Origin of the sequence: Nocardiopsis changdeensis (assembly GCF_018316655.1) — a bacterium.
GTDB classification, from domain to species: Bacteria; Actinomycetota; Actinomycetes; order Streptosporangiales; family Streptosporangiaceae; genus Nocardiopsis; species Nocardiopsis changdeensis.
In genome coordinates this window covers 7,163,306-7,184,833 of record NZ_CP074133.1, presented here as the reverse complement: position 1 = coordinate 7,184,833, position 21,528 = coordinate 7,163,306, and the positions used below count along the sequence as shown (strand labels likewise).

The window sequence follows — 21,528 nt, the reverse complement described above, 5'->3', positions numbered from 1 at the left end:
GACCGGACCCTAACGCGCGTGTGATCCATGCGACATGTAGCAGAGACCCCGATCACATGTCGCTGTCCAGTGCGAACCCCACAGGGGACTCCGGCGGCATGGCCGATGTCCACATGTCCGGGTCCGGTGGTGTGTCCCCGCCTCCTATCCCCCGGCCGCGCGCTCGGGCCTACCTTGCTGCCATGACGACGCACGAGTTCCCGGCGGATACGGCGCGGCGCGCCCCCCGGACCCCCTCCCCCCGGCCCGCGGAGCGCACCGCCCGGGTCGACCTGACCGGCAAGACCGCCTTCGTCTCGGGTGCCGCCGGCGGCATCGGCCGGGCCTGCGCCCTGCGCCTGGCCGACGCGGGCGCCTCCGTGCGTCTGGCCGACGTGGACGCCGACGCCCTCGGCGCCCTGGCCGACCGGGGTGTGGGCGAGCCGGTCGTACTGGACCTGACCGACCTCGACGCCGCCGAGGAGGCCGCCCGGGGCTGCGACATCGTCGTGAACAACGCCGGCGTGCAGACGGTCTCGCCGGTGCAGGACTTCCCTCCCGAGCGGTTCTCGTTCATCCTTCGTCTCATGGTCGAGTCGCCCTTCCGGCTGGTGCGCGGCGCCCTGCCGCACATGTACGGGCGGGGCTGGGGAAGGATCGTCAACATCTCCTCGGTGCACGGGCTGCGCGCCTCGGCCTACAAGTCGGCGTACGTGACGGCCAAGCACGGGCTGGAGGGGTTCTCCAAGGTGGTGGCGCTGGAGGGGGCCCCACACGGGGTGACCTCCAACTGTGTGAACCCGGGATACGTGCGCACGGCGCTGGTGGAGAAGCAGATCGCGGACCAGGCGGCGGCGCACGGCATCCCCGAGGAGCGGGTGGTGTCGGAGGTGCTGCTGGCACGGACCCCGCTGAAGAGGTTGATCGAACCGGAGGAGGTGGCCGAGCTGGTCGCCTACCTGTGCGGTGACGACGCGTCGTACATCAACGGGGCGTCGCTGCCGGTGGACGGAGCATGGAGCGCGAGCTGAACACGACCCCTTCCCGGCCCGGCGACGATCCGGCGGGCGTCGCCGGCCAGGCCCCCTTCCTGGACCTGCTGCTGCGCGACGCGCCGGCGGTGGAGTACGAGCGCCCGGTGCTGCGGGCCCGCGCCCAGGGCGCGGACCCGGAGGTGGTGGCGGCCCTGGAGGCGGCCAAGCTGACCGCGCTGCGCGTGCGGTCGGTGATGCGGGACCGGCAGCGCCGCGAGTCGGAGCTGAGCGCCCTGTTCGAGACCGCCAACGACCTGGCGGGGATGCGCAGCCTCGACCAGGTGCTGCGGGCGATCGTGGAGCGGGCGCGCAACCTGCTGGGCACCGACATCGCGTACCTGACGCTGAGCGACCCGGAGGCGGGCGGCACCGTGATGCGGGTGACGTCGGGGTCGGTGTCGGCGTCGTTCCAGCAGCTGCGGCTGGGCGCGGGCAAGGGGCTGGGCGGCCTGGTGGCCAAGACGGCGCTGCCGTACGTGACGGCGAACTACTTCGCCGACCCGCGGTTCGCCCACGCGGAGAACATCGACCACGCGGTGCGCGAGGAGGGCCTGGTGGCCATCCTGGGCGTCCCGTTGAAGATGAACGGCCGGGATGTAGGGGTCCTGTTCGCGGCGAACCGGCGGGAGCGGCCGTTCGCGCACTCGGAGGTGGCGCTGCTGTCGTCGCTGGCCACGCACGCGGCGATCGCGATCGACAGCGCCAACCTCATCGACGACACCCGGCGGGCGCTGGACGAGCTGCACACCGTCAACGAGCGGTTGCAGCGGCACACGGCGTCGGTGGAGCGGTCGGCGGCCGCCCACGACCGCCTCACCGACCTGGTGCTGCGCGGCGGCGGGGTGCGGGAGGTGGCGGCGGCGATCGCCGAGGTGCTGGGCGGGTCGGTGACGGTCCGGGACGTGACCACGGACGTGACGGTGACGGCGACCCCGCAGGGGTCGGTGACCGAGCGCCCGCACCAGCCGGAGCCGGACGGGGCCGTGGAGGAGGCGGTGAGGGCGGCGCTGGCGAGCGGCCGCGCGGTGCGCGCCGGGAACGCCTGGGTGGCGTCGGCCGCGGCGGGCAGCGAACCGCTGGGCACGCTGGTGCTGCGCGGGGTGGAGCTGGACGAGACCGACCAGCGGGTGCTGGAGCGGGCGGCGATGGTGACGGCCCTGCTGCTGCTGATCCGCCGTTCGGTGAGCGAGACCGAGCACCGGGTGCGCGGCGACCTGCTCAACGAGCTGCTGGAGACCCCGGCGCGCGACCCGGGTTCGCTGCGGGAGCGCGCGGCCCTGCTGCACGCGGACCTGGACGCGCCGCACGTGCTGGTGGTGGCCGAGGCCCCGGGCGCCGACCCGGGGCGGCTGCGGTCGGCGGCCACGCACGTGGCCGAGACCACCGGCGGGCTGGCCGGGAGCCGGGCGGGGCAGCTGGTGCTGGCGTTGCCGGGGACCGACCCCAGGGCCGCGGGGCGGCGTGCGGCCGAGGAGCTGGCCCTGGCGGCCGGGGGTGCCCCGGTGACGGTGGGGCTGGCCGGGCCGACGGACGGCCCGGAGCGGTTCCGGCCGGCGTTCGCCGAGGCGGCGCGGTGCGTGCAGACGCTGCGGGCGCTGGGCCGGGAGGGCGACCTGGCGACCGCCGAGGACCTGGGGTTCTCGGGGCTGCTGCTGGGCCGGGACCGGGACGTGCCGGGGTTCGTGCGGTCCGCGCTGGGTCCGCTGCTGGAGTACGACGAGCGGCGCGGGACCGTGCTGGTGGAGACGCTGAAGGCGTATTTCGCGGCCGGGGGCAACCTGTCCAGGGCCCGCACGGCGCTGCACATCCACGTGAACACGGTGTCGCAGCGCCTGGAGCGGATCGGCCAGCTCCTCGGGGAGGACTGGCAGCACCCCGACCGCGCGCTGGAGCTACAGCTGGCCCTGCACCTGCACGGTCTCCTGGACAAGGGTGTGGACCTGCTCGGCGAGCAGCCGGGCGGTTGAGGAGAACAGCGGCGTGTAGTGGTTGTCGTCGGGGAGTTCGACGGTGGCCAGAGTGTCGGGCAGGCCGGCGAGGCGCTCGGGCGTGTACAGCCCGGGCGTTTCGTCCATGAGCCCGCGCGCCGTCCACAGCAGGCGGGCGGGGACGGTGAGCCGGTGGATCGCGCCGAGGGCCTCCGTGTCGGACAGGACCTGCCCGCCGTCGACCCGCACGGCCGCCTCGTCGCAGGTGGAGCGCAGGTCGGGGGCGGTCCCGGTGAGGTCGCGCAGGACGTAGTCATCGGCCCAGGGGTTCCACCGGCCGGCGAAAGCCGGGTGCCTCTGCCAGAACGCCCGGTAGTCGTCGGGGGAGCCGAAGGTCATGCGCAGCCGGGCCATGGCCGGGCCCAGGACGGCGTCGATGTCGGTCCCGGCGGGGACGGGGAGCCCGTGGCCGCCGTCGACGAGCAGCAGCCCGGCCACCCGGTCGGGGTGGCGCACGGCGGCCAGGCAGGCCACGAACGCGCCCATGGAGTGGCCGACCCAGACGGTCCGCTCCACGCCCAGGTGGTCCAGGACGGCGACGAGGTCGTCCGTGTGGGCGGCCAGGCCGTGCGGGCCGGGCAGGGTGCCGCTGGCCCCGCGCCCGCGCAGGTCGGGCGCGTGCAGCGGGGGGCCGCCGCGGGCGGCCAGCTCGGCCGCGGTGCGGGCGAAGGAGTGGCCGTTGGCGGTGATGCCGTGGACGGCCAGGACGGGGACGCCGGGGCCGTCACCCCACCGGGTGACGGCCAGGTCGCCCCCGGGGACGGGGACGGTGTACTCGTCCCCGCCGACCGGGGTGGTGTCGCTCATGCGGTTTTCCCTCTCATTCGTGTGCGGTCCGGCGGGCGCGCAGCGCGGACCGGACCCGCCCGGGCAGCGCGGTCAGGCCGCCGGGGAAGAAGAAGACCATCAGGACGAAGAGCGTTCCGAGGATGAACAGGGGCTGGGACAGCGGGGCGGCGATCCAGTCGGGCAGGGCCGAGAAGGCCTCCCCGCCCGCCTGGCGCAGCCGGTGCTCGGCGTAGGTGTACAGCCCGGCGCCCAGTACCGCGCCCCAGCGGCTGCCCGCCCCGCCCAGGGCCACCATCACCAGCAGGGTGAGCGTGAACTCGGCGGTGGTGATGGTGGGCGTGACCCCGCCGGTGACCAGCAGGTAGACCACGCCGCCCAGGGAGGCCAGGCCGCCGCCGACGGTGAACGCCGCCAGCTTGTACGGGTAGGGGTCGACGCCCAGCACCGCGACGCGCTGCTCGTTGGCGCGGATGCCCTGCCAGACCCGGCCCACCGGGGAGGCCGACAGCCACCACACCACGACGGTCGCGAGCGCGGCGTAGGCGAGCGCCGCCCAGTACAGGTTGGCGGTGTTCATGACGCCCACGAACGCGTCGGGGACCACGGCGGTGTTGAGCGACAGGCCCTCCTCGCCGCCGGTCACCCGGCCCGGGTCGCGGGCCACCAGGATGGACCCGGCCTGGGCGAACGCCAGGGTGACCATGGCCATCGCGATGCCGTTGACCCGCAGTGCCACCGCTCCCAGCAGCAGGGACAGCAGGGTTCCGGCCAGGACGGAGACCAGCGCCGCCCACAGCAGGGGCAGCTCCAGGATCCGCATCAGGAGGGCGGCCGTGTAGGCGCCGCAGGCGAAGTACAGGGCGTGCCCGAAGGACAGCAGCCCCACCCTCCCGTACAGCAGGTCGTAGCTGGTGGCCAGGCCGCCGAACACGAGGCAGAACGCGAGCAGGTGCAGGGTGGCCGGGCTGTTGAGGGCGCCCTCGAACAGGCCGGGGACCGTCAGGGTGGAGAAGGGCAGGGTGGCCAGGACCACCAGCACGGCGGCCGGGCCGGCCCAGCGGGGGAGTCGGCGCCGCCCGCTCGCGGCCGGGGCCGCGGTGTCGTCGGCCCGGGCGGCCGCCCGGGGTTCGGTCTCGGTGATCATGCCACCCTCTCCGCGGACTTCTTGGCGGCCAGTCCGCCCTGCCGGGTGAGCAGCACCAGGGCGAGGACGATGACCACGGCGATGTCGCCGAGTCCGGCGACGGTGTAGTAGTTGGCGAACTGCTGGACCAGGGCGACGGTCACGGAGGCGATCGCGCAGCCGGTCAGTGAGGTGGTGCCGCCGATGACCACGACGATGAACGCGAAGATCAGCAGCGACATCCCCTGGGTGGGGGTGACCACGCCGTAGTAGAGGCCGCCCAGCGCCCCGGCCAGCGCGGCCGCGGCGCCGCCGATGGCGAACACCAGGGTGAACGACCTGCGCACGTCGATGCCCAGGGCGGTGACCATGGCCCGGTCCTGGACCCCGGCGCGGACGATGAGCCCGTAGCGGGTGCGGGAGTTGAACAGCCACAGGGCGGTGAACAGGGCGGCCGCGGCGAGGATGAGCAGCAGCCGGTCCCTGGGGATGCTGGCGCCCAGCACCTCGACGGTGCCCCGGACCAGGTCCGGCTTGGGGAAGGTCAGCGGGTCGGCGCCCCAGACGGCCTGGAGGAGCGCCGGGGTGGCCAGGCTGAGGCCGACCGTGGCGAGGATCTGCTCGCGGTGCCTGCCGTAGAGCGGGCGGATGACGCACAGTTCGACGAGGGTGGCGGCCAGGGTTCCGGCGGCGACGCCGAACACCAGGGCCAGCAGGAACCCGGGCCCGTCGGGGCCGGCCCCGGGCAGGAAGTTCGCCGCCCACCACGTGCCGTAGGCGCCCAGGGCGAGGAACGCCCCGTGCGCGAAGTTGAGCACGTCCATGAGGCCGAAGATCAGCGACAGGCCGGAGGCGATGAGGAAGTAGAGGGCGCCCAGGCCGAGCCCGGTGACGATGAGGAGGACCACGGTGCTCACGCGGTCGGCCTCCCTTCGGTGTCGGCGGCCGTGCCCGTGGCGGGCGCGGCGGCGGGGGCGGCCGCCGCGCGGGACACGCCCAGGAGTTCGCGGACGCGGTCGGCGTCGTCCAGGAGGTCCGGGACGGGGCCGGTGTGGACGACCCGGCCGGCGTCCAGGACGACGGCGTCGCCCCCGACCCGGCGGACCAGGGACAGGTTCTGTTCGACCAGCAGCACCGGCACCTCCTCGGCGGCGCGGGCCACCGCGTCGGCGACCTCGCGGACGATCCGGGGGGCCAGGCCCTTGGTGGGCTCGTCGACGATGAGGAGGCGGTTGTCGTTGAGCAGGGCGCGGCCGATGGCGAGCATCTGCTGCTGGCCGCCGGAGAGGGTGCCCGCGGGCTGGTCCCTGCGCGCGGCGAGCTCGGGGAACAGTTCGTGGACGAGGCCGTAGCGGTGAGGGCCGGGGCGTCGCTCGGCGATGCGTAGGTTCTCGGCGACGGTGAGGGCGGCGAAGATCCCGCGTTCCTCGGGGACGTAGCCGATGCCCCGGGAGACGATGGCGTGGGTGGGCTCGGCGGTGGTGTCGGCGCCGTCGAAGACCACCCGGCCGGTGCGGGGCACCAGGCCCAGGACGGCCTTGACGGTGGTGGTCTTGCCGACGCCGTTGCGGCCGAGCAGGGAGGTGACGCCGCGCTCGGGCATGGCGAAGGAGACGCCCTGGAGGATGTGGGAGCCCTCGATCCACACGTTGAGGTCGACCGCCTCCAGCAGCGGTCCGGCGGCGGTCACGCCCCGTCCCCGAGGTAGGCGGCCTGGACGTCGGGGTCGGCCATGGCGGAGTCGGGGTCGGTGAAGGCGAGCAGTGCGCCGTGGTGCATCACGGCCAGCCGGTCGGCCATGTCGAGGAGCACCTCCATGTGGTGTTCGACCATGAGGACCGTGCATCCCTGTTCGCGGTGCACGTCCCGGATGACGGTGGTGAGTTCGCCGACCTCCCCGGCGCTGACCCCGGCCATGGGCTCGTCCAGGAGGATGAGCCGGGGGCGTCGGGCCAGCAGCAGGGCGAGTTCGAGCTTGCGCTTGTCGCCGTGGGAGAGGTCTCCGGCCGGCGCGGCGGCGCGGTGGGAGAGGCGGACCAGGTCCAGGGCGGCGGCCGCCTCGGGGCCGCCGTCCCCGGCGCGCTTCCAGAACCTGCGGGAGTCGCCGGTGCGGGCCTGGACGGCCAGGCCGACGTTGGCGCCGACGGTGAGGTCGGCGAAGACGCTGGAGGTCTGGAAGGTACGGCCCATGCCCAGGCGGGCCCGCTTGTACGGGGCGTACCGGGTGATGTCGGCGCCGCCCAGGGAGACCGTGCCCGCGGTGGGCCTGGTGAGGCCGGACACGAGGTTGAACAGGGAGGTCTTGCCGGCGCCGTTGGGTCCGATGAGGGCGACGAACTCGCCCTCGGCGACGTGCATGGTGATGTCGTCGACGATGACGGCGCCGCCGACCGACCAGCTCAGGTGGTCCAGGGCCAGGGAGGTGGCCGCGGCCGCGCCGGGCGCGGCGGCGGTGGCCGCGCCCGCGGGGGTGTCGGTGGCCATCACCCCTCCGCGACGACGGGCTCGACGTCGGCGGCGGGGATCTCCGCGACCAGCTCGGGCTCGGCGGAGTCGCCGGACCCGACCAGCTCGACCTGGTACATGGGCTGGAGCAGGGCGTGGTCCTCGGCGCGGATGGTCAGCTCGCCCTTGACGCCGTCGAAGGTCCAGCCCTCCAGGGCGGCGACGCGGTCGGCGGTGGTATCGCCCTCGGTGGCGGCGTGGACGATCATCTGGGCGGCGGTGAAGCCGTCGGGGGTGAACAGGTCGACGGTGCCGCCCGCCTCCTCGACGCGTTCGCGCATGGCCAGGGCGGCCTCGGTGTCGGAGGCGCCGTCGAAGTAGTGGGACAGGAACGAGATGTCGCCGCCGGCCTCGCCGAAGACCGGGTAGGACGCCCTGATGTCCAGGCCGGTGACGACCTCGGTGTCGGCGAGGACGCCCTGCTGGTCCAGGGCCTGCCACATGGCGGCGGCGGTCTCCCCGGCCCAGGCGACGAACACCAGGTCGGCGTCGGCCTTGCCGACCTGCTCGGCGAAGGGGGTGAGGTCGGTGGTGTCCGCCGGGGCCAGGATGCTGTCGACCTCGGCGCCCTCCCCGCCCAGGACGGCGGTGACGGCGTCGACGTTGGCCTGGCCGAAGGTGCCCTGCTGGGCGAACACGACGACCTTGGAGCCCTCGGCGTCGTCCATGAAGCTGCCCGCGGCGAGGATGTCCTGGTAGGTCTGGCGGCCGGAGCGGAAGGTGTTGGCGTTGATGCCGGTGACGGCGTCGGTGGCGGCCGGGCCGGAGATGAAGAGGATGTCGTCCTGTTCGGCCAGCGGGGCGACCTGGACGGCGATGCCCGAGGCGGTGGACCCGGCGATGATGTCGTGGCCGGTGCCGATGAGCTCGCGGGCGGCGGAGACCGCGGCGGTGGGGTCGCCGCCGTCGTCCATGTACTCGACCTCGACGGCGCGGCCGTCGATCTCCATGGTGCCGCCGGTGGCGTAGTCGAGTCCGGCCTCCAGGCCCTGCCTGTACTGCTCGCCGTAGGTGGCCAGCGGGCCGGTGGCCGAGTAGACGATGCCGATCCTGACGGGCCCGTCCCCGCCCCCTCCCGCGGCCTCGCCGGGGCTGCCGCAGGCGGTGAGGGCGAGGACGACCGCGCAGGAGGCGGCGGTCAGGGGGGTCTTGCGCATTTCTCTTCCTCCAGTCGGCACCGCCTCGTCACGATCGCCCGCGCTGGGGGATGGGGTGCCAACCCGAAGGTAGAGCTACGGTGATCCGTTTCACATGTACATGTGACATACATTCGGGCGCGAACCGGTGTAGAGGGGCGCCATAGGGCCCTTTCGGGGACCGCGGGCCTTGACCTCAACATTTGTTGAGGAACCAGGCTGTCCTCCGACGGCCGGGCGATCCGGCCGCGGAACCGAGGGGAACGACCATGGAGCGACCCGTACTGGTGACCGGGGCGACGGGCAACACCGGCCGGCACGTGGTGGCCGGCCTGCTCGCCGAGGGCGTGCCCGTGCGTGCCCTGGTCCGCCGGGAGGACCACGGCCTGCCGGCCGGGGTGGAGGCCGTGACCGGCGACGTCACCGACCCGGAGGCGGTGGCCCGGGCGGCGGAGGGCGTCCGGGCCGCCTACCTGGTGTGGCCGCTCATGACGGCGGAGGGGGTGGGGCCGGTGGCGGCGGCGCTGGCCCGGCACGCGGACCGCGTCGTCTACCTTTCGGCGGCGCAGGCCGGTGGCGGGGACCCCGGCGAGCGGGGGTCGTGGGGCGCGGTGGAGGACGCGGTCCGGGACTCCGGGGCGGAGTGGGTCTTCCTGCGGGTGACCGGGCTGTCCGCCAACGCGCTCCAGTGGTCCGGGCGGGTCCGCACCGGCACGGTGCGGGCCCCGTACGGGGACGCGCGGCGGTCCCTGGTGCACGAGCGCGACGTCGCCGAAATGGCGGTGCGGGCCCTGGTCGACGAGGGGCACGCGGGCAGGGCCTACCTGACGACCGGCCCGGAGGCGGTGTCCCAGCGGGACCAGGTGCGGCTGCTCGGCGAGGCCGTCGGCGTGGCGGCGCGGTGGGAGGAGCAGCCCCGGGAGGAGGCGGCGGCGGAGCTCACCGCCCTGTTCGGGGACACCGGGTACGCGGAGGCGGCGCTGGAGTACTGGGCCTCGCTGGCCGAGCGCCCCGAGGAGGTGTCGGGGGACGTCGAGAAGGTGCTCGGCCGCCCGGCGCTGCCCTTCTCCCAGTGGGCGCGCGACCGCGCCGACGACTTCCGCTGACCGCGCCGCGCGGCGTCCGCCCCGGGCCCGCGCCGCGCCCGCCTCGGGCGCGGCGCGGGCCCGGCGGCGGGCTCAGCAGCGGCCGCGGTCGGACCAGGGGCCCCAGAGCGTGCCGGAGTCGGGCTCGTTGTCCTGGTTCCACCAGCGGGACTCGTACTCGCGGCCGTTGTGGCTGACCCGCTCCCCCTCCTCGTAGGTGGTGCCGGGGCTCCAGGCGGGCGCGGAGCAGGAGTGGTCGTCCCAGCCTCCGCCCTGGCCTCCGCCGTGCCCGTCGTTGTGCCCGTCGCCGTCCCCGTCCTCGGACTCCTCGTCGCGGTCGCCGCCGGACTCCTCCGAGGGGGTCTCCGACGGGGACTCCGAGGGCTCCTCCTCGGGCTCCGGGCCGGTCGAGACGGTCACCGAGACCTCGCCCTCCTCGGGCAGGATCGACCCCGGCTCGGGGTTCTGGGCGCTGACCCCGCCCGGTTCGACGGTCTCGTGGTGCTGCTCCACGACCACCGCTGTCAGGCCGACCCGGGTGAGGGCGTCCACGGCCTCCTCCTGTGTCATCCCGTCCAGCGAGGGGACGATGACGCCCTCGCTGACCCGGATGACCACCGGGTCCTCGCGGTCGCCCTCCCGGCCCGCGGCGGGCTCGGTGGCCAGGACGGTCCCCGGCAGCTGCTCGGCCGAGTGCTCCTGGACGACGTCGATGCGGGTGAACCCCGCCTCGCGCAGCAGGTCACGGGCCTCGTTCTCGGTGTCGCCGACCACGTCCGGGACGTCCGCGTGGCGGGGTCCGACGGACAGCGCCAGCATGACCGCGTCGCCCTCGGCCAGGACGGCGCCCGGACCCGGCTCGCTGCCCGCCACCCCGCCCGGCTCGACGGTGTCGTGGTAGGTGTCACGGAAGCGGACCACCAGCCCCAGGCCGAGCGATTCCAGCCGCGCCTCCGCCTCCTCCGCGGCGACCCCCGCCAGGTCGGGGAGGGTGGCCTCGGGCTCGCGGGGGAACAGCGCCCACCCGGTCGCGAACAGGGCGGCGACCAGCAGCACGGCGGCCGCCAGCACGGGGACGCGGCGCCGCAGCGGCCTGCGGCGGGGTGCGGGGAGTTCGGCGGCGGCGATCGGGATGGGACGGGTGGTGTCGGCGCCGCCCTCCTCCAACGGCCGGGACAGCGACCGCATCACCTGCTCGACCAGGGTGAGGTACTGGCCCGCGTCGCGGGGCCGGTAACGCGGGTTGGGGTCGGTCGCGTTGGCGACCAGCATGTCCAGGTCCGGCGGCAGGGAGTCCACCAGCGCCGAGGGGCGCAGCGGGCGCGCCTCGCCGGGGTCGGCCGGCTCGCCGGTGATGAGCGCGTGCAGGAGCAGGCCCACCGCGCGCACGTCGGTCCGGGTGTCGGGGGCCTCGTCCTCGGCGGCGTCGAAGAGGAGCGGGAAGCCGGTGATGCCCGCCCTCCCGTCGTCGCCGACGACGACCCGGTCGGGGGTCAGGGCGCCGTGCACGATCCCCTGGGCGTGGGCGGCGTCGAGCGCCTCCAGGACGGAGGCGATGACGGTGAGCGCCCGGTGCGGCTCGTGGACGGGGAAGGCGCCGTCCAGGACCTCGGCGAGGGGTTCGCCGCGGAGGTACTCGTTGACGGCGTAGACGCGGTCCCCGTCGCGGCCGTGGTCGAGGAACCGGGCCAGGCCCGGGTGGGAGACGGCCTCCAGGTGCTGCGCCCTGCCGCGGAAGGCGTGCACGGCCGGCGCGTCGCCGACCAGCCACGGGTGCAGGACGGTGACGACGACGGTCGTCCCGGTGGCGCGGTCGTGGGCCGCGTAGGCGCTCCCCGAGGCATCACTGCGAAGGCGCTCCCCGAGGACGTAGCGTCCGTCCAGGACCGCGCCGGAGTGGGGATCGGGGGTGGGGGTCTCCATGAATCGGAATTGTACGGGCCGGAATTCCGGAATTCGGCTCTGATTTCACCCCGTACCGGTTCGCTCACCCGACCCCCCGGCGAAGGCCGGAACGGTAATGTCGGCGCTGTCCGCCCTTCCCCCGAACCGTTGCGAGGCGACCGTGCAGACCCCGCCCACCGGAAGCATCGAGGACCGCGCCCTGGGCGTCCTGCTGGGCGCCGCCTGCGGCGACGCGCTGGGCGTGCCCTACGAGTTCGGCCCCACGCTGTCCGAGCGCCGGGTGCCGGAGATGATCGGCGGCGGCCTGGGCCCCTACGCGCCCGGGGAGTACTCCGACGACACCCAGATGACGGTGTGCATCGCCCGTGCGCTGCGCGACCACGACGACCCGCTGTCCGCCGGGGCGCTGCGCGCGACCGCCGACGCCTTCCTGGAGTGGGCGAACGGCGGGGCCACCGACATCGGCAACCAGACCCGCCGGGTGATGGACGGCGCCGGGGGCGCCTTCCGCCGCCCCGAGGTCGCCGAGGTGATGGCGGCGTACGCCGCGTCCATGTTCGAGGAGGGGGTGGCGAGCGCGGGCAACGGGTCGCTGATGCGCACCGGGCCGCTGGCCCTGGCCTACCTGCGCGACCCGGAGGGGCTGGCCCGGGCCGCCGACGCCTACAGCCTCCTGACCCACGGGGACCCGCTGGCCTCGCAGGCCTGCGTGCTGTGGTGCGAGGGGATCCGCCGGGCCGTGCTGGAGGGCACCCTGGACGGCGTCCGCGACGGGGTGGAACTGCTGCCGGAGGACGCGCGCGGCCGCTGGAAGTCCTGGCTGGACGAGGCGGAGTCGGCGGCGCCGCACACGTTCGCGAACAACGGGTTCGTGGTGAGCGCGCTCCAGGCGGCGTGGTCGGCCCTCACCCGCAACCCGGAGGGGTACGTGGCGGCCGTGCACGCGGCGGTGCGGGCGGGCAACGACACCGACACCGTCGCGGCGATCGCCGGTGCGCTGGCCGGGGCCCGGTGGGGCCTGTCGGGGATCCCGGCGGGGTACGTGTCGGCGGTGCACGGGTGGCCCGGGTACCGGTCCGACGACCTGGCCGGACTCGCCCTGGAGATCCTGCGGCGGCATTCCGCGTCGTAGGTCCCTAGGCTGGGGCCGTCCGGAACACGAAACGAGGAGCATGCCCATGTCCGTGTCGTTGAACTGGGTGGACGCCGGCGAGCAGGAGCACCTGATGGCCGCCCCCGTCCGGGAGGCCGTCCGGGGCCGCGCCGAGGTGCGGGTCGCGCCGATCGACCCGAACCTGGCGGACACCGCGGCCTTCTGCACCCACTACGGGATGACACTGGAGACCAGCGCGAACTGCGTGGTGGTGGCGGCCAAGCGCGGCGGCGAGACCACCTACGCGGCGTGCATGGTGCTGGCCACCGACCGGGCCGACGTCAACGGCGTGGTCCGCCGCCACCTGGGCGCGCGCAAGGCGTCGTTCGCGCCGATGGCGGAGGCCACAGGGCTGACCGGGATGGAGTACGGCGGGATCACCCCGTTCGGGCTGCCGCAGGAGTGGCCGATCCTGGTGGACGAGGCCGTGGCGGCCACCCCGTACGTGGTGGTGGGCAGCGGGCTGCGCCGGTCCAAGCTGTGGGTGCCGGGCAAGCTCGTGGCCGCCCTCCCGGGCGCCGAGGTCGTCCCGCTCGCCCAGCACTGACCCGCGGCCCGGCCCGGGTCCCGCGGACCCGGCGGACACGTCGTGGACCTCACCCCCGATGAACCCGCCCGGCCCGGGTCCCGCGGACCCGGCGGTGCGCCCGGTTCCGGCCGGGCGGCCCGGCCCCGGGTCCCGCGGACCGGGAGCGGACACGACGCCGAGCAGCACGAGGGCCCCGCCGCGGCAGGGGAGTCCCCGGGCCCGTCCACAGGCTGTGGACGGACCCCGCCGGACGACCCGGCCCGGGACCCGCAAGCCGGGGACGGTCACGGCGCCGAGCGCCAAGGGCTCCCCACCACGGCGGGGGAGCCCTCGGGCCCGTCCACAGGCTGTGGACGGGCCCCGCCGGACGACCCGCCCCGGGACCCGCAAGCCGGGGACGGTCACGGCGCCGAGCGCCAAGGGCTCCCCGCCACGGCGGGGAGCCCTTGGCGCTGTCCACAGGCTGTGGACGGACCCGGCCGGGCGACTCAGGGCCGGTCCTCGACCTCCGCGACCCAGGCCGTCTCCACGATCACCGAGTAGTGGTTGACCAGGGGCAGCTCCACCCCCTCGGGCTGCTCGTACTCCGACTCCACCGCGACGACCTCGAAGTAGAGCGGCATCCCGGTGTCGGCGTCGAACATGATCCGGCGCTCCAGGGTCTCCTCGCCCTCCTCCTCCACCAGGAAGAGCTCGCCCTCGCGCCCGTACCGGTCCTCGGACGGGCCCGCGTAGAGCACCCCCTCGTGCCCGGCCAGCACCCGCAGCACGGCCGACTGGACCCGCGGGTCGACGGGGGCCTCGGTGTACAGGCTCTGGAGCGCGTAGAACAGGGTCGCCTCCGGCGTGTCGGCGTCGAACCCGGCCCCGTCGACCAGCTGCTCCTCCAATTCCTTCGGGTCGGTGGACAGCGTGTCCGGCTCCCAGGTGAAGAACATCCCGTCTCCGCCCTCGCCGTCCCCCCATTCGAAGCGCTCGGTGCCGTCGCCGAACAGGAAGCCCAGCGGGCCCTCGTCGCCGCCGACGTGCTCCGGCTCGCGGGGCACGGACAGCTCCACCCCGGACTCGTCGGGGGCCCGCCACACGCTGCGCTCCTCCGGCAGGATCCCCCAGCCGGCCCGTCCGCTGTCGACGTCCTGCGAGTACGTGAACGTCCACTCCGAGGTCCGCACGTACGCCACGTCCCCGTCGCGTGCGGGCGGCTCCGCCGCCGCGGCGGCGCGGGCCAGGTCGAGCAGGTACTCCCGCCCCCCGGTGCGTTCGGAGGCGGGCACGTCCAGCGGGGCGGGCGGCGGCTCCGCGTGCGCGGGCCGCCCGCTCTGGAGCGACACCGGGACGACGACCGCGACGGCCGTCAGCGCGGCGGCCACCCCGATGAGCGCCGGGCGCAGGAGGCGGCGGGACCGCGCCGGGGAGGTGCCCCCCGGCCGGTGCCCGGCGGCGATGACCTCGATCCGGGACAGCTCGCGCGCGGCCGCGTCCTCCGGATACCCGGCGGCCGGGTCGTGCCCGGCGAACAGGCGCCGGACGGCGGCGACGTCGTCGTTGAACGCGGTGTCCTTCATGGGTTCTCCTTCAGGGCGGTGCGGGCGGGGGTCCGGGGGGCGGCCACGGGGCGGCGCGCCCCGTCGGGGGGCGGATGGTCCAGGAAGCGCTCGATCCGCCGCCGCGCCCGGTACAGCCGCACACGGGCCGTGGCGGTGGTGCAGCCCAGCACTCTGGCGGCGTCGCGCACCTCCAGTCCCTCCCAGGCCAGGAGCATGATCAGCTCCCGGTCGGTCTCGCCGAGCCGCCCCAGCGCCCGCAGCGCGCTGTCGCGTTCGGCCACCGCCCCGGTCGGGTCCGGCGCGCCCGGCTCCCGGTGGTCGCCCTCGGGGAAGGGGGTCGACATCTCTCCTTGTCGCCTCAGCTCCCGGAACCGGGCCCGCACGATGTTGCGGGCCACCCCGTACAGCCACGGCAGCGGCTCGTCCCGGGGCATCCGGTCGAACCGGCGCCAGGCGACGGAGAAGGTCTCCGCCGCGACGTCGTCGGCCGCGTCCGGGCCCAGCCTCCGCAGGGCGTAGCGCCGGACGTCGTCGTAGTGGCCGGCGAAGAAGCGGGTGAACAGTCCACCCGCTCCCTCCTCCGTGTCATCGCCGCTCATCCCTCTCCTCTCGGTGTGCCTTCACCCCTCTTCTGTCGGCGGCGGGCCGTTCATTACACGCCATTTTCGAGATGTCGACAGAACCACCTGTCCGCACGTCCACATGGTGGGAAAACGCAGGTGGTGGCGGACGCGACCGGCCCGGCACTATTTACTGAACGATCGGTCTGTAATACTGTGCCGGAAGACACTCAGCCCGAGGAGAGGACCGTCAGGTGTCCGAAGTACTGCAGAGCTACGCGCTGGGATCGTGGTTCACCCCCGCCGACGGGGGCGAGCCCCTCGCCGACGCGAACACCGGTGAGACCGTCGCCCGCATGTCGCAGAACGGCCCCGACGTCTCCGCCATGGTCGACTACGCCCGCACCGTCGGCGGCCCGGCGCTGCGCGCCCTCACCTTCCACCAGCGCGCGAACCTGCTCAAGGCCCTCGCCCAGCACCTGATGCAGTACAAGGACGAGTTCTACGCGCTCTCCCACCGGACCGGCGCCACCAAGCGCGACAGCGCCGTGGACATCGACGGCGGCTTCGGCACCCTCTTCAGCTTCTCCAGCAAGGGCCGCCGCGAGCTGCCCAACTCCACGGTCATCCTCGACGGCCCCCTGGAGCGGCTGAGCCGCGAGGGCACCTTCGCGGGACAGCACGTCTACACCTCCCGGCCCGGCGTCGCGGTGCAGATCAACGCGTTCAACTTCCCCGTGTGGGGCATGCTCGAGAAGCTCGCCCCGGCGTTCCTGGCCGGGCTGCCCAGCATCGTCAAGCCCGCCGCCCAGACCGCCTACCTGACCGAGGCCGTGGTCCGCAGGGCCGTCGAGTCGGGGATCCTCCCCGAGGGCTCGCTCCAGCTGCTCGTCGCCGGGCACCGGGGGCTGCTCGACGGCCTGGGCCCGCAGGACATCGTCGGCTTCACCGGCTCGGCCGCCACCGGCGCCATCCTGCGCAACCACCCGAACGTGGTCAGCGGCGGCACGCAGCTGAACGTCGAGGCCGACTCCCTCAACTGCTCCATCCTGGGCCCGGACGTCACCGCCGAGGACCCCGAGTTCGACCTGTACATCAAGCAGGTCGTCACCGAGATGACCGTCAAGGCGGGCCAGAAGTGCACCGCCATCCGCCGTGTCATCGTCCCCGAGGCGATGGCCGACACCGTCGTCGAGGCCCTGAAGGAGCGCCTGGCCAAGGTCGTGGTGGGCGCCGCCGACCACCCGGACACCCGCATGGGCGCCCTGGTCTCCCTGGCCCAGCGCGACGAGGTCCGCAAGGCGGTCAAGGCCCTGCGCACCTCCTGCGAGCTGGTGTACGGCGACCCCGAGCTGGTCGAGGTCGTGGGCGCCGACGCCGAGTCCGGCGCGTTCATGTCTCCGATCCTCCTGCGCGCCGAGCCGGGCGCCCGGGAGCCGCACGAGGTGGAGGCGTTCGGCCCGGTCAGCACCGTCATCACCTACGGTTCGGTGGCCGAGGCCGTCGAGCTGGCCGCCCTGGGCAAGGGCTCCCTGGTGGGCTCGCTGGTCACCCACGACCCCGACGTCGCCCGCGAGGTCGTCCTGGGCGTCGCCCCCTGGCACGGCCGCATCCTGGTGCTGGACCGGGACGACGCCAAGGAGTCCACCGGCCACGGCTCCCCGCTGCCCGTGCTGGTGCACGGCGGCCCGGGCCGCGCCGGCGGCGGTGAGGAGCTGGGCGGCGTGCGCGGCGTCAAGCACCACATGCAGCGCACCGCGATCCAGGCCTCGCCGGACATGCTCACCGCGATCACCGGACACTGGACCACGGGGTCCAAGAGGAACACGGGCGACGTCCACCCCTTCCGCAAGAACCTGGCCGAGCTGCGGATCGGCGACACCATCGAGTCGGCGGAGCGCAGGGTGACCCGCGCCGACATCGACCACTTCGCCGAGTTCACCGGGGACACGTTCTACGCCCACACCGACGAGGAGGCCGCCGCCGCCAACCCGCTGTTCGGCGGGATCGTGGCGCACGGCTACCTGGTGGTGTCGCTGGCCGCGGGCCTGTTCGTGGACCCGGCCCCGGGCCCGGTGCTGGCCAACTTCGGTGTGGACAACCTGCGGTTCCTCACCCCCGTGAAGGAGGACGCGGTCATCAGGGTGACGCTGACCGCCAAGCAGATCACCCCGCGCACCAACGCGGAGTACGGCGAGGTCCGCTGGGACGCCGTGGTCACCGACCAGGACGGCGAGGCCGTCGCCACCTACGACGTGCTCACCCTGGTCGCCAAGGGCGACGAGGAGGCGTAACGGCGAAGAGGCATGGCGGTGTATCGCCGTGTCGACATGGCGGTGCCCCCGGCCGACCGGCCGGGGGCACCGCCGCGTCCGGGGCCGCACCGGGCGGCGCGCGGCCTGCGGGCACCGGTGGCCCCGCGGCCGCGGGGCCGACCGTCCGGAGGCGGCACCCCCGCCGCACGGAAGAGCGCCCCGGGGGGTGCCGACTCCTCCCGGGGCGCTGTCGTGGGACCCGCTACAGGCGGGCGATGGCCGCGGCGGGGTCCTCGATGGCGTCGGCGACGACCCGCATGAACCCGGCCGCCGCGCCGCCGTCGCACACCCGGTGGTCGAACGCGAACGACAGCTGGGTGACCTTGCGGACGGTCAGCTCGCCGTCCACCACCCACGGGCGGTCGATGATCCGGCCGATGCCGAGGATGGCCACCTGCGGGTGGTTGATGATGGCGGCGCTTCCGTCGACCCGCAGCGAACCGTAGTTGTTGAGGGTGAAGGTGCCGCCGGTCATCTCGGCCGGGGTGGCCCGGCCCGCGCGGGCGGCGGCGGTGAGCCGCTTGATCTCGGTGTCCAGCTCGGCGGTGGTGAGCCGGTGCGCGCCGAGCACGGCCGGCGCGACCAGGCCGCGGTCGGTCTGCACGGCCAGGCCCAGGTTGATCCCGTCGTACTGGACCAGCTCGCCGCGCTCGGTGTCCACCAGCCCGTTGAGCTCGGGGTGGGCGCGCAGTCCGGCCACAGTGAACCGGGCGACGTAGGACAGCAGCCCCGGGCCGTCCGGGTGGGCGGCGCGCAGGCGGACCAGCTCGGTGGCGTCGACGTCCACCCACACGGTGGCCTCGGGGATCTCGCTCCGGCTGCGCGAGAGGGCGGCGGCGACGCTCTTGCGGAACCCGCTCATGGGCATCCTGGCGGACTCGGCCAGCCCGGTGCGCGGGTCCACGGCGCCCGCCGGGACCGGGGCCGGTGCCGGGACCGCCTCGGCGGCGGGCGCGGCGGCGGGCGCGGCGACCGGGGCCCGGGCGGCCTCGATGGCGGCGAGCACGTCGCGGCGGGTGATGAGCCCGTCCTGGCCGCTGCCCTCGATGTCGGCGACGCGCAGGCCGGCCTCGCGGGCGAGCCGTCTCACCAGCGGCGAGGTCACCAGCGGGACGCGGCGCGCGGCCGGGGATTCGGGCGCGACCGGGGCCGCGGGCGCGGCGGCGGGCGCCGCAACGGCCCCGCGGGGCCGACGGCGGCGCCCCCGTGCCCCCGCCTCCGGGGTGCCGTAGCCGATGAGGACGTTGCCCGAGCCGCTCCCGGCGCGCTCCTCCTCGCGGTACCGCTCACCGGCCGCGGACACCGCGGCCGGCTCCGGCACGGCGGGCGCGGGGGCGGCGGGCTCGGAGGGGGCCGCCGGGGCCTCCGCCTCGTCGGCGACGCTGATCAGCACGGAGCCCACCGCCAGCACCTCGCCCTCGGCGCCGTGCAGCGCGTGCACCACCCCGCCGTAGGGGGTGGGCACCTCCACGATCGACTTCGCGGTCTCCACCTCGGCGATCGGCTGGTCGATGGCGACGGTGTCGCCCACCGCGACCAGCCACTTGACCACCTCGGCCTCGGTGAGGCCCTCGCCCAGGTCGGGCAGTTCGAAGGTGCGGATCGTCACTGGTCGTCCTCCCACTGAAGGTCGTCCACCGCGTCGAGGATGCGGTCGACGCTCGGCAGCTGGTGGCGCTCCAGCTTGGGCGGCGGGAACGGGATGTCGAACCCGGTGACCCGGCGCACCGGGGCGGCCAGGGAGTGGAAGCAGCGCTCGGTCACCCGGGCCACGATCTCCGAGGCGACGCTGGCGAACCCGCTGGCCTCGGCGATCACGACGGCCCGGCCCGTGGAGCGCACCGCGGCGCACACGGTCTCGTCGTCGAAGGGGACGATCGAGCGCAGGTCCACCACCTGGAGGCTGCGGCCCTCCTGGGCGGCGGCCTCGGCGGCCTCCAGCGCGGTGGGCACCGAGGGCCCGTAGGCGATGAGGGTGGCGTCGGTGCCGGGGCGGCACACCACCGCGGTGCCGATGCCCGGGCGCGAGCCGTCCCCGGGGTCGAACTCCTCCTTGGCCCAGTAGAGCTTCTTGGGCTCCATGAACACGACGGGGTCGTCGGAGGCGATGGCCTCGCGCAGCAGGTGGTAGGCGTCCGCGGGGGTGGCCGGGGTGACCACCTTCAGGCCGGGGGTGTGGGCGTAGTACGCCTCGGAGGAGTCGCAGTGGTGCTCCACGCCGCCGATGCCGCCCGCGTAGGGCACCCGGATGACGATGGGCAGGGAGACCCGGCCGCGGGTGCGGTTGCGCAGCTTGGCGATGTGGCTGACGATCTGCTCGAACGCCGGGTAGGCGAACGCGTCGAACTGCATCTCGATGACGGGGCGCATCCCGTTCATCGCCATGCCCACGGCCAGGCCCGCGATGCCGGACTCGGCGAGCGGGGTGTCGAAGCAGCGGTCCTCGCCGAACTCGGCGGTGAGGCCGTCGGTGATGCGGAAGACGCCGCCGAGGGGGCCGACGTCCTCGCCGAAGACGTACACGGTCTCGTCCTCGGCCATGGCGTCGCGCAGCGCCCGGTTGAGGGCCTGGGCCATGGTGAGCTTGGTGGGATCGGTCGCCATGGGTCAGTCGCTCTCTCTGCTCAGTTCGTCGGCCAGGACGGCGGCCTGCTCCCTCAGCTGCGGGGTGGGCTCGGCGTACACGTGGGCGAACAGTTCGGAGGGGTGGGGGTCCTCGTCCCGGGAGATGCCCTCGCGCATGGCGGCGGCGACGGCCTCGGCCCGCTCGGTGATCTCGTCCCGGCGCGCCTTGGTGAGCACGCGCTTGCGCTTGAGCAGCGCCTCCAGCCGCGTCAGCGGGTCGCGGGCGACCCACGGGCCGACCTCGTCGCTGTCGCGGTAGCGGGTGTCGTCGTCGGCGTTGGTGTGCGCCTGCATGCGGTAGGTGTGCGCCTCGACCAGCTGCGGGCCCGCGCCGGAGCGGGCGGCCGCGACGGCGGCGTCCAGCACGGCCAGCACGGCGGCGGTGTCGTTGCCGTCGACGCGCTCGCCGTTGACTCCGTAGCCGATGCCCTTGTGGGCGAGGGAGGGCGCGGCGGTCTGCCGGGCGAGGGGGACGGAGATGGCGTACTCGTTGTTCTGGACGAAGAACACGACGGGGGCCTTGAGCACGGCGGCGAAGTTCAGCGCCTCGTGGAAGTCGCCCTCGCTGGTGGCGCCGTCGCCGCACAGGGCCATCACGACGGTGTCCTCACCGCGCAGGCGGGCGGCGTGGGCGACGCCGACGGCGTGCAGCAGCTGGGTGGCGAGCGGGGTGGCCTGCGGGGCGACCCGGTGCTCGTAGGGGTCGTACCCGGCGTGCCAGTCGCCCTTGAGGAGGGTGAGCACCTCGACGGGGTCGACACCCCGGGTGACGACGGCGACGGTGTCCCGGTAGGTGGGGAAGAGCCAGTCGTTCTCGCCCAGCACGAGGGAGGCGCCGACCTGGCAGGCCTCCTGGCCGTGCGAGGAGGGGTAGACCGCCAGGCGGCCCTGGCGGACCAGGGCGCCGGCCTGGTCGTTGACGCGACGGCCGACCACCAGGGCGGTGTACGCGGCGAGGAGACGTCCGTTGTCGGGGAAGGGGAGGGTCGGGTTCTCGACCGGCCTCCCCGACTCGTCGAGCAGCTGCACCGGCTGCTCGGAGGGGAGCAGGTCCCGGTCGTCGGCCATGCCTCTGCCTCCATATGTCGAGAGTCGGATGTGTCGAAGGTGACGTGTACAGACATATGGTGAGGTTTCTTGCCATCTGTTCGCCATAGGCGTGCCGAAGTCGAGAAAACGTCGTAGATGACACTGGATTTTGTAACCATTCGTCCAGATATGTGACCCGGGACACGCCCCCGGATGGACATGTGGC

General features: G+C 74.5%; 18 protein-coding genes. 6 read left to right on the top strand and 12 right to left on the bottom strand.

Features of this window, described 5'->3' with window-relative positions; all coding sequences use genetic code 11:
* Positions 1-182: 182 nt before the first annotated feature.
* Complete coding sequence (locus KGD84_RS32265) at positions 183-1,010, top strand: 3-hydroxybutyrate dehydrogenase (RefSeq protein WP_220564058.1); 828 nt, start codon at positions 183-185, stop codon at positions 1,008-1,010.
* Positions 995-2,980 (top strand): helix-turn-helix domain-containing protein, encoded by a 1,986-nt coding sequence (locus KGD84_RS32260; RefSeq protein WP_220564057.1) that lies wholly within the window; start codon positions 995-997, stop codon positions 2,978-2,980. Before KGD84_RS32265 ends, KGD84_RS32260 begins: the two co-directional genes overlap by 16 nt.
* On the opposite strand, the gene KGD84_RS32255 is transcribed toward KGD84_RS32260, so the two are convergent.
* Genes KGD84_RS32255 through KGD84_RS32230 form a run of 6 tightly spaced genes read right to left on the bottom strand, consistent with a single transcriptional unit; the run spans position 2,906 to position 8,575 of the window.
* The gene (locus KGD84_RS32255; protein ID WP_220564056.1) at positions 2,906-3,808 is read right to left on the bottom strand and encodes an alpha/beta hydrolase; all 903 of its coding nucleotides are present in this window, start codon (positions 3,806-3,808) and stop codon (positions 2,906-2,908) included. The two genes, KGD84_RS32260 and KGD84_RS32255, sit on opposite strands and share 75 nt — an antisense overlap.
* Before the next feature lie 13 nt (positions 3,809-3,821).
* Positions 3,822-4,934 carry a branched-chain amino acid ABC transporter permease gene (locus tag KGD84_RS32250; RefSeq protein ID WP_220564055.1) on the bottom strand — a complete coding sequence of 371 codons (1,113 nt, stop codon included), beginning with the start codon at positions 4,932-4,934 and terminating at the stop codon, positions 3,822-3,824.
* A complete protein-coding gene (locus KGD84_RS32245) occupies positions 4,931-5,830 on the bottom strand; it encodes a branched-chain amino acid ABC transporter permease (protein ID WP_220564054.1) in 900 nt (299 codons plus the stop codon). The genes KGD84_RS32250 and KGD84_RS32245 overlap by 4 nt, the downstream gene beginning before the upstream one ends.
* Positions 5,827-6,603, bottom strand: a complete 777-nt coding sequence (locus tag KGD84_RS32240; RefSeq protein ID WP_220564053.1) for an ABC transporter ATP-binding protein — start codon at positions 6,601-6,603, stop codon at positions 5,827-5,829. Before KGD84_RS32240 ends, KGD84_RS32245 begins: the two co-directional genes overlap by 4 nt.
* Positions 6,600-7,397, bottom strand: a complete 798-nt coding sequence (locus KGD84_RS32235; protein ID WP_220564052.1) for an ABC transporter ATP-binding protein — start codon at positions 7,395-7,397, stop codon at positions 6,600-6,602. The genes KGD84_RS32240 and KGD84_RS32235 overlap by 4 nt, the downstream gene beginning before the upstream one ends.
* Positions 7,397-8,575 carry a substrate-binding domain-containing protein gene (locus KGD84_RS32230; protein WP_220564051.1) on the bottom strand — a complete coding sequence of 393 codons (1,179 nt, stop codon included), beginning with the start codon at positions 8,573-8,575 and terminating at the stop codon, positions 7,397-7,399. The genes KGD84_RS32235 and KGD84_RS32230 overlap by 1 nt, the downstream gene beginning before the upstream one ends.
* A gap of 248 nt (positions 8,576-8,823) precedes the next feature.
* Between KGD84_RS32230 and KGD84_RS32225 the strand changes: the two genes are divergently transcribed.
* Positions 8,824-9,660, top strand: a complete 837-nt coding sequence (locus KGD84_RS32225) for an SDR family oxidoreductase (protein WP_220564050.1) — start codon at positions 8,824-8,826, stop codon at positions 9,658-9,660.
* Between the two features lie 72 nt (positions 9,661-9,732).
* Here the strand turns inward: KGD84_RS32225 and KGD84_RS32220 are convergent, their stop codons facing one another.
* Positions 9,733-11,562, bottom strand: coding sequence for a PASTA domain-containing protein (locus KGD84_RS32220; RefSeq protein ID WP_220564049.1), 1,830 nt, complete (start codon positions 11,560-11,562; stop codon positions 9,733-9,735).
* 142 nt (positions 11,563-11,704) lie between these two features.
* On the opposite strand from KGD84_RS32220, the gene KGD84_RS32215 reads away from it, so the two are divergent.
* Together KGD84_RS32215 and KGD84_RS32210 are read left to right on the top strand one after the other, a co-directional pair.
* Positions 11,705-12,676, top strand: a complete 972-nt coding sequence (locus KGD84_RS32215; RefSeq protein ID WP_255646928.1) for an ADP-ribosylglycohydrolase family protein — start codon at positions 11,705-11,707, stop codon at positions 12,674-12,676.
* Positions 12,677-12,722: 46 nt separating this feature from the next.
* Entirely contained in the window at positions 12,723-13,244 is a 522-nt protein-coding gene (locus KGD84_RS32210; RefSeq protein WP_220564047.1) for a YbaK/EbsC family protein, read from the top strand.
* Between the two features lie 470 nt (positions 13,245-13,714).
* On the opposite strand, the gene KGD84_RS32205 is transcribed toward KGD84_RS32210, so the two are convergent.
* Positions 13,715-14,791, bottom strand: coding sequence for a CU044_5270 family protein (locus tag KGD84_RS32205; protein ID WP_220564046.1), 1,077 nt, complete (start codon positions 14,789-14,791; stop codon positions 13,715-13,717).
* Positions 14,788-15,372, bottom strand: coding sequence for an RNA polymerase sigma factor (locus KGD84_RS32200; RefSeq protein WP_220564045.1), 585 nt, complete (start codon positions 15,370-15,372; stop codon positions 14,788-14,790). Before KGD84_RS32200 ends, KGD84_RS32205 begins: the two co-directional genes overlap by 4 nt.
* Positions 15,373-15,587: 215 nt before the next feature.
* On the opposite strand from KGD84_RS32200, the gene paaZ reads away from it, so the two are divergent.
* A complete protein-coding gene (paaZ, locus tag KGD84_RS32195; protein WP_220564044.1) occupies positions 15,588-17,627 on the top strand; it encodes a phenylacetic acid degradation bifunctional protein PaaZ in 2,040 nt (679 codons plus the stop codon).
* 223 nt (positions 17,628-17,850) lie between these two features.
* On the opposite strand, the gene KGD84_RS32190 is transcribed toward paaZ, so the two are convergent.
* Genes KGD84_RS32190 through pdhA form a run of 3 tightly spaced genes read right to left on the bottom strand, consistent with a single transcriptional unit; the run spans position 17,851 to position 21,341 of the window.
* Entirely contained in the window at positions 17,851-19,257 is a 1,407-nt protein-coding gene (locus KGD84_RS32190; RefSeq protein WP_220564043.1) for a dihydrolipoamide acetyltransferase family protein, read from the bottom strand.
* Entirely contained in the window at positions 19,254-20,252 is a 999-nt protein-coding gene (locus tag KGD84_RS32185; protein ID WP_220564042.1) for an alpha-ketoacid dehydrogenase subunit beta, read from the bottom strand. Before KGD84_RS32185 ends, KGD84_RS32190 begins: the two co-directional genes overlap by 4 nt.
* A 3-nt stretch (positions 20,253-20,255) precedes the next feature.
* On the bottom strand, positions 20,256-21,341 hold the full coding sequence (gene pdhA / locus KGD84_RS32180; protein WP_220564041.1) for a pyruvate dehydrogenase (acetyl-transferring) E1 component subunit alpha: 1,086 nt from the start codon (positions 21,339-21,341) through the stop codon (positions 20,256-20,258).
* Between the last annotated feature and the right edge of the window lie 187 nt (positions 21,342-21,528).

Bases quoted from the DNA above. Each gene is read 5' to 3' on its own strand.
- KGD84_RS32265 (WP_220564058.1), top strand. From the start codon at position 183: ATGACGACGCACGAGTTCCCGGCGGATACGGCGCGGCGCGCCCCCCGG.
- KGD84_RS32260 (WP_220564057.1), top strand. From the start codon at position 995: ATGGAGCGCGAGCTGAACACGACCCCTTCCCGGCCCGGCGACGATCCG.
- KGD84_RS32255 (WP_220564056.1), bottom strand. From the start codon at position 3,808: ATGAGCGACACCACCCCGGTCGGCGGGGACGAGTACACCGTCCCCGTC.
- KGD84_RS32250 (WP_220564055.1), bottom strand. From the start codon at position 4,934: ATGATCACCGAGACCGAACCCCGGGCGGCCGCCCGGGCCGACGACACC.
- KGD84_RS32235 (WP_220564052.1), bottom strand. From the start codon at position 7,397: ATGGCCACCGACACCCCCGCGGGCGCGGCCACCGCCGCCGCGCCCGGC.
- KGD84_RS32230 (WP_220564051.1), bottom strand. From the start codon at position 8,575: ATGCGCAAGACCCCCCTGACCGCCGCCTCCTGCGCGGTCGTCCTCGCC.
- KGD84_RS32225 (WP_220564050.1), top strand. From the start codon at position 8,824: ATGGAGCGACCCGTACTGGTGACCGGGGCGACGGGCAACACCGGCCGG.
- KGD84_RS32220 (WP_220564049.1), bottom strand. From the start codon at position 11,562: ATGGAGACCCCCACCCCCGATCCCCACTCCGGCGCGGTCCTGGACGGA.
- KGD84_RS32210 (WP_220564047.1), top strand. From the start codon at position 12,723: ATGTCCGTGTCGTTGAACTGGGTGGACGCCGGCGAGCAGGAGCACCTG.
- KGD84_RS32205 (WP_220564046.1), bottom strand. From the start codon at position 14,791: ATGAAGGACACCGCGTTCAACGACGACGTCGCCGCCGTCCGGCGCCTG.
- KGD84_RS32200 (WP_220564045.1), bottom strand. From the start codon at position 15,372: ATGAGCGGCGATGACACGGAGGAGGGAGCGGGTGGACTGTTCACCCGC.
- KGD84_RS32185 (WP_220564042.1), bottom strand. From the start codon at position 20,252: ATGGCGACCGATCCCACCAAGCTCACCATGGCCCAGGCCCTCAACCGG.
- pdhA (WP_220564041.1), bottom strand. From the start codon at position 21,341: ATGGCCGACGACCGGGACCTGCTCCCCTCCGAGCAGCCGGTGCAGCTG.